Source organism: Nonomuraea sp. NPDC049504 (assembly GCF_040676845.1).
In the GTDB taxonomy this organism is placed as follows: Bacteria; Actinomycetota; Actinomycetes; order Streptosporangiales; family Streptosporangiaceae; genus Nonomuraea; species Nonomuraea salmonea.
On record NZ_JBFAPT010000012.1, the window covers coordinates 107,159 to 119,056 of the forward strand.

General features: G+C 69.3%; 13 protein-coding genes and 1 tRNA gene. 7 read left to right on the forward strand and 7 right to left on the reverse strand.

Going from position 1 to position 11,898, the window contains the following annotated elements; all coding sequences use genetic code 11:
- Window positions 1–3: 3 nt before the first annotated feature.
- Entirely contained in the window at window positions 4–1,203 is a 1,200-nt protein-coding gene (locus AB0K28_RS23485; RefSeq protein ID WP_364373550.1) for a Rid family hydrolase, read from the reverse strand.
- A 24-nt stretch (window positions 1,204–1,227) separates the two neighbouring features.
- Between AB0K28_RS23485 and AB0K28_RS23490 the strand changes: the two genes are divergently transcribed.
- From AB0K28_RS23490 to AB0K28_RS23505, 4 genes are all read left to right on the forward strand, one after another.
- Window positions 1,228–2,145 carry a LysR family transcriptional regulator gene (locus AB0K28_RS23490; protein ID WP_364373552.1) on the forward strand — a complete coding sequence of 306 codons (918 nt, stop codon included), beginning with the start codon at window positions 1,228–1,230 and terminating at the stop codon, window positions 2,143–2,145.
- Entirely contained in the window at window positions 2,112–3,125 is a 1,014-nt protein-coding gene (locus tag AB0K28_RS23495; protein WP_345386444.1) for a chorismate-binding protein, read from the forward strand. The genes AB0K28_RS23490 and AB0K28_RS23495 overlap by 34 nt, the downstream gene beginning before the upstream one ends.
- Window positions 3,122–3,952 carry an aminotransferase class IV gene (locus AB0K28_RS23500; protein ID WP_364373555.1) on the forward strand — a complete coding sequence of 277 codons (831 nt, stop codon included), beginning with the start codon at window positions 3,122–3,124 and terminating at the stop codon, window positions 3,950–3,952. Before AB0K28_RS23495 ends, AB0K28_RS23500 begins: the two co-directional genes overlap by 4 nt.
- Before the next feature lie 123 nt (window positions 3,953–4,075).
- A complete protein-coding gene (locus AB0K28_RS23505; protein ID WP_364373558.1) occupies window positions 4,076–4,588 on the forward strand; it encodes a hypothetical protein in 513 nt (170 codons plus the stop codon).
- A gap of 9 nt (window positions 4,589–4,597) precedes the next feature.
- On the opposite strand, the gene AB0K28_RS23510 is transcribed toward AB0K28_RS23505, so the two are convergent.
- On the reverse strand, window positions 4,598–5,992 hold the full coding sequence (locus AB0K28_RS23510) for a hypothetical protein (RefSeq protein WP_364373561.1): 1,395 nt from the start codon (window positions 5,990–5,992) through the stop codon (window positions 4,598–4,600).
- Window positions 5,993–6,165: 173 nt separating this feature from the next.
- Here AB0K28_RS23510 and AB0K28_RS23515 point away from each other — a divergent pair, with 173 nt between their 5' ends.
- On the forward strand, window positions 6,166–6,705 hold the full coding sequence (locus AB0K28_RS23515) for a DUF305 domain-containing protein (RefSeq protein WP_364373564.1): 540 nt from the start codon (window positions 6,166–6,168) through the stop codon (window positions 6,703–6,705).
- Window positions 6,706–6,774: 69 nt separating this feature from the next.
- Here AB0K28_RS23515 and AB0K28_RS23520 read toward each other — a convergent pair whose 3' ends face one another.
- On the reverse strand, window positions 6,775–7,191 hold the full coding sequence (locus tag AB0K28_RS23520; protein WP_103958541.1) for an SsgA family sporulation/cell division regulator: 417 nt from the start codon (window positions 7,189–7,191) through the stop codon (window positions 6,775–6,777).
- A 460-nt stretch (window positions 7,192–7,651) separates the two neighbouring features.
- On the opposite strand from AB0K28_RS23520, the gene AB0K28_RS23525 reads away from it, so the two are divergent.
- Together AB0K28_RS23525 and AB0K28_RS23530 are read left to right on the forward strand one after the other, a co-directional pair.
- Window positions 7,652–7,726: transfer RNA gene (locus tag AB0K28_RS23525), tRNA-Val, on the forward strand.
- Window positions 7,727–7,992: 266 nt separating this feature from the next.
- Entirely contained in the window at window positions 7,993–8,442 is a 450-nt protein-coding gene (locus AB0K28_RS23530; RefSeq protein ID WP_364373566.1) for an NUDIX hydrolase, read from the forward strand.
- Window positions 8,443–8,477: 35 nt separating this feature from the next.
- Here the strand turns inward: AB0K28_RS23530 and AB0K28_RS23535 are convergent, their stop codons facing one another.
- The 4 genes from AB0K28_RS23535 to AB0K28_RS23550 form a co-directional block, all read right to left on the reverse strand.
- Window positions 8,478–9,143, reverse strand: a complete 666-nt coding sequence (locus tag AB0K28_RS23535; protein WP_364373569.1) for a hypothetical protein — start codon at window positions 9,141–9,143, stop codon at window positions 8,478–8,480.
- Window positions 9,144–9,204: 61 nt separating this feature from the next.
- Complete coding sequence (locus tag AB0K28_RS23540; protein WP_364373572.1) at window positions 9,205–10,737, reverse strand: hypothetical protein; 1,533 nt, start codon at window positions 10,735–10,737, stop codon at window positions 9,205–9,207.
- 1 nt (window position 10,738) lies between these two features.
- Window positions 10,739–11,059 carry a hypothetical protein gene (locus AB0K28_RS23545; RefSeq protein WP_364373575.1) on the reverse strand — a complete coding sequence of 107 codons (321 nt, stop codon included), beginning with the start codon at window positions 11,057–11,059 and terminating at the stop codon, window positions 10,739–10,741.
- Window positions 11,060–11,254: 195 nt separating this feature from the next.
- Window positions 11,255–11,851: a GntR family transcriptional regulator gene (locus tag AB0K28_RS23550; protein ID WP_364373866.1), complete on the reverse strand. Its 597-nt coding sequence runs from the start codon at window positions 11,849–11,851 to the stop codon at window positions 11,255–11,257.
- Window positions 11,852–11,898 lie beyond the last annotated feature (47 nt).

The window sequence follows — 11,898 nt, forward strand, 5'->3', positions numbered from 1 at the left end:
CGCCTACCGGTGCGGCAGGGCCACGATCAGGTCCACCTCCAGGCGCAACCCCGGCATGAACAGCTTCGACACCTCCACCGTCGTGCTGGCCGGGGGAGTGCCGGTGAGGTAGCGGCGGCGCACGTCGCGGTAGGCGAAGCGGTCCTCCATGTCCGTCAGGTACGTGCGGATGAACGCCACGTCCTCGAACGTCGCGCCCTGGTCCTCGAGGATCCGCGCGATGACCTGGAAGACGTGCTCGGCCTGCTCCTCCATGGTCTCGCCGACCACCTGGCCGCGCTCGTCGAAGGCGGCCTGGCCGGAGACGTAGAGCATGTCGCCGACCCGGGTGGCGTGCGAGTACGCGCCGTTCGTGGCGGGGATCGTCGCCAGGTTGAGCGGCACCGCCCGATGGACGGCCGTCCCGCTCACAGGTCCGGCGAGGTGGGTGGCGATGGCCGTCAGGTCGTGGCCGCCCAGGCCGGCCGCCTCGGCCTCCTGGAGGCGGGCGCGGGCGGCGGTGGCCAGGGTGGCGTCCTGCCAGGCGCCCAGCGCCAGGTCCTTGGCCGCGTGGCCGAGCGAGTAGCGGGTCTGCGCGGCCGGGGTGCGCAGCCGCTCGGCCAGCGCGCCTAGCGGGGTCGCCCCCAGCACGTCCGCCAGGGCGTCGCGATCCACGCCGTGCGCCTTCCCGTACGCGAACGTCTCGGCGAGCAGCACCTGGGCGGGCACGAGCGCGCTCATGACGGCGATCTTCATGGCCGCGCCGGCCCCCAGCGGGCCCAGCTCGCGCACCTGCCCGAACACCGACAGCGCCTCCCGGCACCCCGAGACGTCACCGCCGGCCAGCACGGTCAGCGTGCCGTCGGTCGCGGGCCCCACGCTGCCCAGCACCGGCGCGTCCACCAGGTTCACCGACGGCGGGAGCAGCGCGCGCAGCTCGCGCACCGCCTCCGGGCCGATCGTGGACATCTCCACGACGGTCGTCCCCGGCCGCAGCCCCTGTCGTGCGGCCGTGAGCACCTCGCGGACCGCGGCCGGGTCGCTGAGCATGGTGATGACCAGCTCCGCGCCCTCCACGGCGGCGGTCACGGGGCCGTCCGCCCGCCGCCACGTCGTCACCTCGTGCCCGGCGTCCACGAGCCGCCGGGCCATAGGGACGCCCATGCGTCCCTGTCCCAGAAAAGCAATCACGGTCCGAGTGAAGCCGTCCGTTTGGTATTCCACAAACAACTTGATTGCATGGCTGCCATGCCCGACACGAATGCCTTCGACACCGGCACGCTCCGGCTGTTCGACGAGGTGGCGCGGAGCGGGTCCATCACCGCCGCCGCCGAGCTGCTCGGCTACACCCAGTCGGCGCTCTCGCGGCGCATCGCCGCACTCGAACGCGCCGCGGGCGGGCCGCTGTTCGAACGCCTGCCGCGCGGCGTCCGCCTGACCCCCGCGGGCGCGGCCCTGCACCGGCACGCCGTCGCCGTGCTCGACCGGCTCGGCCGGGCCGGCGATGAGCTGGCCGCCATCCACCGGGGCGAGGGCGGGCAGCTGCGGGTCGGCGCGTTCGCCACCGCCAACGTCGCGCTCGTGCCGCACGCGCTCAGGCGGTTCGCCGCGCGGCGGCCCGGCGTCGAGCTGCGCCTGACCGAGGGGCTCAGCGCGCCGCTGGTCGAGCGGCTGCACGCCGGAGCGCTCGACGTGGCGGTGATCAGCGACTATCCGGCCGGGCTGCCTGCCGAGGAGACCCGTACGGTCCCGCTGCTGGCCGACCGGCTGCTCGTCGCGCTGCCCGCCGGGCACCGCCTGGCCGCCGAGCCCGACGTGGACCTGCGCGACCTCGCGGAGGAGACCTGGATCGAGGCCGCCCCGCGCGGCCAGCCGACGCTGCTGCTGCGGGCGTGCGCGGCGGCCGGGTTCACCCCGCGCGGCGGGCTGCGGGTGGCCGAATGGTCGGGCAAGTTCGGGTTCGTCGCGGCGGGGCTCGGGGTGACGCTGGTGCCGGAGCTGGCGGCGGGAGCCGTACCGGCCGGGCTGGTACTCAAACCCCTCAGGGGTACGGAGCCCGCACGCAAGGTCTACGCGGCCCTGCCCGATACGCCACTGCCCGCCGCGCTGGAGCTGGTCGAAATGCTGGGACAATGGGAGATGTGTACCGCGATTACGCCCACTTAGGACACGTTCTCGCCACCGGGCTGCGTGACGTGACCTCCGACCTCGCCGCGCTCGACGGCGAGGGCTGGTGGGCCGTCGTCGTCGACTACGAGGGCAAGGTGACGTGCGCCCGGTTCGACCACGTCCGCCCGGCGCCCCTGCCCACGCCCTCGGGGCCGTGGCGCGGCCCGCGTCCCGACCAGTGGCGCAGCTCGCTCGACCGCGCCGCGTACGAGCGGGGCGTCCAGGCCATCCGCGCTTACATCGAGCAGGGCGAGGTCTACCAGGCCAACCTCTGCCGCGTCCTGACCGCGCCGCTCGCCCCCGACGCCGACCCGCTCGCCCTGGCCGCCCGGCTGGCGGCGGGCAACCCGGCCAAGTACGGCGGCGTGATCAGCCTGCCCGGCCTGAGCGTCGTCACGGCCTCGCCCGAGCTCTACCTGTCGCGCGACGGCGACGTCGTGGAGTCGCGCCCGATCAAGGGCACCGGCGTCACGGAAGCCGACCTCCTCGACAAGGACTACGCCGAGAACGTCATGATCGTCGACCTGGTACGCAACGACCTGGGCAGGGTCGCCGAGGTCGGCTCGGTCGAGGTGCCCGCGCTGTGCGTGGCCGAGGAATACCCCGGCTCCGTCCACCTCGTCTCCACCGTGCGCGCCAGGCTCCAGGCGGGCGCGGGCTGGCCGGAGCTGTTCGAGGCGACGTTCCCGCCCGGGTCCGTCACGGGCGCGCCCAAGTCGTCGGCCCTGCGCATCATCAATGAGCTCGAACCAGCACCGCGCGGCCCGTACTGTGGGGCCGTGGGCTGGGTCGACGCCGACCGAGGCAGGGCGGCGCTGGCCGTAGGCATCAGAACATTCCAGATCTCGGCCGGCGAGATCCGGTTCGGCACGGGAGCGGGCATCACCTGGGGGAGCGACCCCGGGCGCGAATGGCTCGAGACCGAGCTCAAGGCAGCCAGGCTGATCGCGCTGGCATCACAGGAGGAAACTGCATGAACATCCCTGTCTGGGTCAACGGGGAGCTGATCGACCCCGCTGAGGCCACCGTCTCGGTCTTCGACCACGGGCTCATGGTCGGCGACGGCGTCTTCGAGACCATCAAGATCACGAACGGCAAGTCGTTCGCGCTCACCCGCCACCTCGATCGGCTCACCCTCTCCGCCCAGCGCATGGACCTGCCCGAGCCCGACGTCGAGGCCATCGCCGCCGGCATCGACAAGCTGCTCGACGCCGCCCCCGCCTGGGAGCTGGGCCGCATCCGCGTCACCTACACCAGCGGCCCCGGCCCCCTCGGCTCCGACCGTGGCGACCAGGGCACCACCAGCGTCGTCATCGTGGACGAGCAGAAGCCCTTCCCCGCCACCGCGAACGTCGCCGTCGTCCCCTGGCCGCGCAACGAGCGCGGCGCCCTGGCCGGCGTCAAGAGCACCTCCTACGGCGACAACGCCAAGGCCCTGCTGCACGCCAAGCGGCGCGGCGGCGGCGAGGCGATCTTCGGCAACCTGGCCGGCGACCTGTGCGAGGGCACCGGCTCCAACATCTTCGTCGTCCGCGACGGCCGGCTGCTCACCCCCACCCTCGCCTCCGGCTGCCTGGCCGGCGTCACCCGCGCGCTGGTGCTCGAATGGTGCGGCGCCGAAGAGGCGGACGTCCCCCTCCAGGCCCTGTACGAAGCCGACGAGGCGTTCCTCACCTCCACCACCCGCGACGTGCAGCCGATCAAGCTCGTCGACGACACCGAGCTGCCCGCCGCCCCCGGCCCCATCACCACCAAGGCCATGCGGATCTTCGCCGAGCGCTCCGCCGCCGACCTCAACCCGTGACCCAGGCCGCCCCGTCGTGACGCGCGGCGGGGCCGGACCGTTTTCGCATACCGCTCGGGGGTGGCGCGATCGCGGGGTTACCCTTGGGCTGCAGATGACGCCCGAAGCGAATGAGGGTTCGCTATGAGTGGGGAAGGCGGCGCCTGCGTGCCGCCGATCGCGAAACTGGGCGCGATCGTCACCGTGGAGCGGGTGCTCGCCCGCACGCCCGCGCTCGCCGTGCTGCTGCCGATGATCCAGGTCTACGACGTCGGCTGCCTGCTCAACCTCGACGTCGTGGCCCGCGACGCCGCCGCGCCGCCCGGCCTCGCATTGCAGCTCGACACGGCGTTCTCCGGCGAGGAGAGCACGTCGCTGCACCTCGTGCTGCGCTATCCGGGCGGCGCCGAGGTCCACTCCGACCACGACGGCGACTGCGCGCCGCCGAACCTGTCGTGGTTCCCCGGCGGCGTGCGCGGCGACGCCTCCCACACGCTGTACCACATGCCGCTGTGGTTGTTCCCGCTGCCGCCGCCCGACGAGCTGCTGCTCACCCTGGAGTGGCCGTGGGCCCGCATCGAACCCACGGCCGTCACGCTGGACGGCGCCGCCATCGCCCGCGCCGCCAAGCGCTCGTCGTCCTGCTGGCCCGCCTGACCGCCGGGGTCAGTACGACTGCTGCGTCTGGACGTTGAAGTCGTCCATCTTCACCTTCGCCGCCGGGTCGGTGAGCGGGTCGTCGATCTTCAGTACGTCCAGGCCGGCCCTGATGTCGCTGGAGTAGATGTAGCCGTTGTAGTAGTACGCCGACCACGTGCCCGCGATGCCGTCGCCCGGGAACGGGCCGCGGTCGAAGAACCCGATCTCCTTCGGGGCCGCCGAGTCGGTGAAGTCCCAGATGGACACGCCGCCCTGGTACCACGACTGCACCATGACGTCCTTGCCCGGCACCGGGATGAGCGAGCCGTTGTGCGCGACGCAGTTCTCGTTCTGCTGCTGCTCGCGCGGGATCTTGAAGTAGCCGCGCTTCTCCAGCCGGCCGTCCACCAGGTCGTAGATGGCGTTCGCGCCCTTGGTCTGCGGCGTGTTGCGGTCGCAGGTGGCCTGGCTGCCGCCGCCCAGCTCGTCGCCGAAGACGACCTTCGTCCCCTCGTTGTTGAACGTCGCCGAGTGCCAGATCTGGAAGTTCTCGGTGTCGGTGAGCTCCTGCAGCACCCGCGGGTTGACCGGGTCGCTGATGTCGAGCAGCATGCCGTCGCCGAAGCAGGCCGCCGCGGCCACCTTCTTCTCCGGGTAGGCGGTGATGTCGTGGCAGCCGGAGTCGAGGTCGCTGGTCGCGCGGTCGGGGAACAGGTTCGGCTTGGCGACCACCTTCGCGTTCTCCGGGGCCGCCAGGGGGACCTCCACGATCTGCAGCAGCTCGTGCGGGGACGGGCAGGTGGGGGAGCCGGGCTCGGGGCCGGGGGAGGAGACGTACACGTAGAGCGTCTCTCCGGCCGGGACCATCGTGTGGGTGTGCGAGCCGCACTCGGTCTGGACGGCGCCGACGTACCGCGGGCTCCGCTTGTCGCTGACGTCGAAGATCCGCAGGCCCTCCCACGCGCGGGGGCCGTCGGCGGCGTCGCACTCGGGGCCCGCGCGCGGCTCGTCGATCGACAGGATCAGCAGGTCACCGTGGATCGTCACGTCGTTCTGCTGGGCCGGGCAGGAGACCTGGCTGACCACCCTGGGCTTCTCCGGATCGCCGATGTCGTAGATCGCGAAGCCGCCGAAGTTGCCCACGTACGCGTAGTCGCCCTGGAAGGCGAGGTCGGTGTTGAAGTCCTCCTCGCCGTTCAGCGGGGCGGTCCGCGGCACGTTGGCGACATGCCGGACATTGGGGCTGGTCTGCGCGCCGCTCTCCTCCTCCGGGGAGCCGGTCGTGGCCGGCGCGGGCTCGGCGGAGGGCGCCGCTTCCGGTTCGGCGGCGGGCGCCGCGGCGCAGGCGGAGGCCAGGACCAGCACGGCCGACACCAGTGCGGCCCGCAGCGTGGTGCCGCGCACCTTGGTACCGCGCGACATGGCGAAGATCAACGCGCATCCCCTTTGTCTCGTAGCTCACTATGGAAGCTATGTCAGCAGGATCGGGGACGCGTACGGTAATCGTCACACTTATGGCGACATTTGCCCTTGCGGGGTGTGCCCAGGAGCCTCCCGCGCCGGCCGGGCCGTCACCCGTGGGCACCGAGGCGCCGGTGATCGTGCCAGGCAGCCCCGGGGCTCCCGCCCGCACCGCCCGGCCGGGGGAACGGGTCGGACGCACGCCGTCGGCCGCCGTCGCCGCCGACGTGCGCTTCGCCGAGGGCATGATCCCCCATCACCGCCAGGCGCTGGAGATGACCGCGCTGGTCGAGGCCCGTACGACGACCGGGAGCATCCGCTCGCTGGCCCGCCAGATCTCCGCCGCCCAGACGCCGGAGATCAAGGTCATGACGAACTGGCTCGCCGAGCTCGGCCGCCGCGCCCCCGCAGGTCACGACCACGCGCAGGGGGCCGCGTACGGGATGGCCACCCAGGAGCAGCTGAACGCGCTGCGGGGCGCCAGGAACGGCGCCTTCGACCGGCTGTTCCTGCAACTCATGACCCGCCATCACGAGGGCGCGGTCAAGATGGCCGGCGAGCAATTGGCCGGCGGGCGCGACCAGCGCATGCGGCTGCTCGCCAAGGACGTCTACTCGGGACAGAGCATCGAGATCGCGCGGATGCGCCGGGTGCTGGAGTCGCTGCCGGCGTAACGGGCCCTTGCATGATCACGTCCGGCGTTCCTGGGGGAGATCGCCGGACGACGTGCCGCCTTCTTCAGGTCAGGACGGCCAGAGCATGTTGGTCAGTTCGGCGTCGAGGTCCATGTAGTCGGTCTCGCGACCGGCCGGGACCTTCTCGTACGTGCGGTGCAGGAACTCCGTGAGCGGAGCCAGCGGCACCTCGAACAACGCCTGCCCGAACGGGGAGGTGAGGCTGATGTGCAGGGTGCGCTCGCCGTCGGCGCGTGCGGGCCACACCTGCACGTCGCCGTCACCGACACGCCGAACGATGCCCACGGTGAGCAACTCGCGGGCGAAGATCCACTCGACCGGCTCGTCGTTCCCTACGTGGAAGGCCATGCGGATGGCGTACGGATCGTCGGCTGTGTAGCTCAGCCCGGCGAGCAGGGGGACGGTAGTACGGTCGGGGACCACAAGCCGAAGGCCAAGCTCGGCGGAGACGGTGGTGCTGTTCATCGTCAGCCAAACCTTTTCGTCGTAGGTCCCCTCTTCGGGGCTTTCACTGCTCTGACGGACTTCGTCCGGAGCTATGACGCGGAACGAAGAAACCTGTAGGAAAGATTCCGCCCCAGGGGCCTTCTGTAACGCACATCACAGCTGGACATTTAGGCATCTACCAGGCTAAACGGCATCAATCGGGTCGTATTTACAAGGGTTTTGCGTGCTGTGGAGCCTGCCCCGGACGCACCGTCCATGAACGTTTCCCGCTCAAGATCCTGGCCGAAGATCGTGGCCGATGCTTCCCGGACAGGACGATGGTATGCCACACGCCCGCCGCGCCGGTGGGCAACCGCCGCGTTTCACCCGAATCCCTCTGACGCGGCCCACGACGGGCCTCCCCGGGCTATTGGTTTCGCCGTACGTCCCCGAGTGCGGTATGGTTTTCCCCGTCGGAACCGCAAGGGGCCGGCAGGGCGGGCGATTAGCTCAGCGGGAGAGCGCTTCGTTCACACCGAAGAGGTCACTGGTTCGATCCCAGTATCGCCCACCACAGCTCAGAGGCCACATCCCCGGTTGGGAGCGTGGCCTTTTGCTGTTGTTGGACGCCCCTGCCCGGGGGTGCCTGACCAACTGCCTGACGACGACTCCTGATCATCGCCGCGGGGAAGATGCTGTCCATCGCGCTCGCCCCTGCTCCATCACGGACCGTATCCGCTGCCGGCAGCCCCCACCGGTGACCTTCCATGCTGGCCCCACGCCAGCCGCTAGCGTGGTCTGTTCCACCGGTTCTGTGTGCGCTCGTGAGGAAGTCAGCCCGTGAACCATTCCGAGGAGCCGCCGGCCATCGCCGCGGCCATCATCGTCGACCAAAAGCGGGTGCTGCTCATTTGTCGGCGGCAGGCTGAAGGGTCACTGCTGTGGACGTTCCCCAGCGGCAAGATCGAGGCCGGTGAGACCGGCGAGGATGCCGCCGTACGGGAAACGCGCGAAGAAGTCGGCATGATCGTGCGCGCGGTGAAGACACTGGGCGAGCGCATTCACCCGAGCACCGGCTGCCTCATGATCTACGTCGTGTGCGAGGCGCTCGCCGGCGAAGCCCACGTCGCCGATGCTGACGAGGTCACCGCCGTTGAATGGTGCTCACGCAAGCGGGTCACGGAGCTGGTGCCGTACCCGTTCTTCGAGCCCGTGCAGGCTCATCTGGACGCCAACGTCGAAGAGGAGGTCGCCAGTGGAGCCGCACTCCACCTTGGTTCAGGGCGTTGATCTTCTGAGGCCGGTGGATACGGGCCCGACGGTTGTCATAACTGGCGTCTCGCCTCCCCGACATGGCGGAGTATGCCGTGGGCGTGTGCGGTGGCGGCGAGTGAGGCGGCTTCGTCGAGGAGCGTCAGCGCCTTGTCACGGTGTCCTTGCGCGGCGGTGAGATAGGCGAGGCCGATGAGGTTGGCGGCTACGCCGGGGAGGAAGCCGATCTTTCGGCGGAGATGGGTCGACTCCTCCAGCCGTGCCTGTGCCTGGTCCAGGCGACCCGCTTTATGGTCCGCCATGCCCAGGTGCCGGAGGGCGTAGGACGCGGTCAGGGGGTCGTCGGCTTGCACGGCCTTCTGATGGGCTTGTTCGAGCACGGGCAGTGCGGTGGTGTCGTCGGCTCGTACGACCTGGTGGAAGCAGCCGATCCAGAACAGGGCCTCCGCCTCGCCGTGCACGTTTCCCAGGTTCCGGTGGAGTTCGGCTGCACGCTCGAACAGACTCAGCTCCTGCGGGTCCTCGTGTCCGTCGTTCAGGAAGCGCGCGTGCGCAATGCGGCCTCGCGCTAGGGCCAGGTCCGCCTCCACCGCGTCGAGTTGCCGTTCGGCCGTCCCTACGGCGTCGGTGTCGCCTCCGAAGAGTGCTCGTTCGTAAAGCCGCCTGGCCTGCTCGATCCGATCGTCCGCACTCATCCGGTGTTCGGTCGCTTCGTCCATTCGTCGAACCTTAGAAGATCTAGGATGTGCGGGCGCCTGTCTTCTTGGAGGTGGATGCCGGTTACGTCCTTACGGTGCTGGCCGCGATGCGTCGGCGTATGGTGGCCAGTGCGCGGTCGGCTCGGGAGAAGTCGACGCGCGTTCCCTGCCCGTCATCCGTGCTGACCTTGGTCGTCACGGTGAAACGGTCGCCTGGCACGATGAGAGTGAACCGTTCTGCCACGGTGTTCTTTTCCGGTGCGTCCACAAAAGCGTAGGTCGGTTCGGCGTCCTCGGTCTTCTTGGCGTCCGGAGGAAGATCCAGCCGGACCGTCTTCACATTTACCGAGACGATGTCCCGATAGCGGTATTCGCTGGTTTGTTCTTCCCGCTCACGCCGACCGGTCACGGAATCCAGCGCCGTGCGGTATGCGCCGAGTTTGTGATCCGCCATGCACACGACGAAGACGGTGTAGCGGGATGCGACATATCCAGGTCCGATCCGATGATGTCGCACCAGTTTAGTTCTCGGAGGATCGGCGGGGCCGACGATTACAAGGGGTTCGGTAATGCGCCCGGTGCTGTGCAACTCCTCCATCACGATGCCCAAGCGGGCTAACGCGCGATCGACCACCACAGCCACGTCATGCTGCAACCATCGGCTGATCTGCGCATGCGAGGGAAGGGCATCCTCATAGACGCGCAGCTTCTCCCTATAGTCGTTCACAGCGCGGTTGAACGCGTGGTTGTTCCTCCAATTGGAGATCAGCGCCCCGCTGGTCAGCCGGCCGCCGAGTAAGGCTGCGGCGAGGCCGGTGATGCCGATGTAGGGAGCCGGCGAGAGCAGCGAGCGAAGGGGGTTCGGGTAGGTGGTTAAGAGCGCCATGGCCACCCAGATGATCGTGATCCCGCCGGCCAGCGGAAGAATGCCGTAGAGGGGATTCAACCGCGGCTCCCGCACGGGAATCGCCGGAGGCGGCGTGAACAGGGTGCTCATGCGATGCACGCGCTCGGTTCGTTCCTCGTCACTGAGCGGAGGAACACGCATGGGTACGGTGCCGCCACGGTGGACCCGCCGGTCGAGTTCCTGCCAAGTGGGTGATTCATGAACTCTGACGGTCGTGACGATGCGCCGTGCCCACTCCAGATCGAGGTCGGCGCTCGCCTTCCTGGTCTCCTCAGAAGGGCCGACCTCGCTTGCGAAGGCGTGATCGAGATCCTCGTCGCAGATGGCCATGAGAACGGCGGCCGCTGGCGATTCCGGATCGAGTTTGCGTGCTTTGAGAAGGAGCGCGTGAATCTCGCTATTTGTCGGATCCGGATGAGCGCGAGGACGCCTTCCCCGTAGCTTCGCCAAGGCGTACTCGGTGCGGGTGTCGGCCATTCTCTTGGGCAGGGCCGGTGGTTCGCGCTCCAGATAGTCGGCGTAACTCTTGCAGGCCTGTTCCCATTGATGTTCGGCCAGTGCCCTGCGCGCCGCGTCCAAATAGTCCTGCGGTGTGCGGCTTTCGGCGTAGAAATTGTTCTGCTGGTTCTCGACCTGGGCGAAGTTGTTGACGCGCATCTGGCCAGGATCGGGATCGGCTGTGTCGCTGTCACTGGCGAGATCGGTCATGTCAACCGCCGATGATTCCTGATACCGCGGTGATCGCGCCTGCGATCTTGGCCACGTCGTCGGCGGAGGCTCCCCCGATCGCCAGCATGTCCCGAAGCCTTTGCAGTGAGGCTTTGAGGCGGCCGGTGGGCTGCCCGTTCGCCTCGTTCAGGCTCTGCTCGACTTCGGTGACGACCTCCGTGCCGATCGCCTGCGGAATGGATCCGGCGGCGATCAGTTGGCGGAGCTGTGCGATTCCCGCCTGGACGTCGGCCTTGGGAAAGGAGAGGCTGCGGTCGATGTTGGTCTGGTTGGTGACCGGCCCGAAGTTGTTGACCTGCACGTCGCCTCCTGTTGGTCTAGCGTGCCCATCTCCTCGCCGAACGCGGGGAAATACGGCGACGCTGATCGCATGTCATTCCGAGAGGCTAGGAGCACTCCGCTCCGTGGTGGCGTACCGGGACCGGAGAAATGTATCCGAACGGATAGCTGCTCTCGAGGGTGCCAGATCGTTGGACCGCGCTTCGCGGGAACCGGGTCAGGGGGCGTAGGCGAGGACGTGGTTTCTTATCAGGACGGGGAGGGCCGGGTCGTCGCGTTCGATGGCCTCCACCAGAGGCTCGTGGTCCAGGGCGTTCTCGTGGGGGCGCAGGCCCAGCAGGCGGATCGACAGGTGGGTCCAGACTTCGACGCCCAGCGACTCCCAAACGGACAGCAGCACCTCGTTGCCGGCCGCCGCGACGATCTCGCGATGGAAGGCGACGCCGTGGCGGACCTGGTCGGTGCGGGAGCCGGTGGCGATGGCCTGCCGCAGGTGGGCTAGGTTATCCCGGAGCGCGTCGGGGGAGGGGCGGCCGAGACGGACGGCCGTCTCCTCCAGGCCGGCTCGCACCTGGTAGACCTCACGCAGGTCGGCCTCGGTGAAGCCGCGCACCTGCGCGCCCTTGTTAGGGGAGGTTTCGATCAGGCGCAGTGTCTCCAGCTCGCGCAGCGCCTCGCGGACCGGGGCCTGGCTGACGCCGAGCTCCGCCGCGAGCCGGCGCTCGACGATGCGGTCGCCGGGCGCCCACCGGCCGTCGATCAGGCCCTCGATGATCGAGGATCTGATCCGGTCGCGCAGCGGGACCCTCACCACCGGTTTCACGCCACGATCCTAGCCGTCTTCGCACATGGGATGATCGA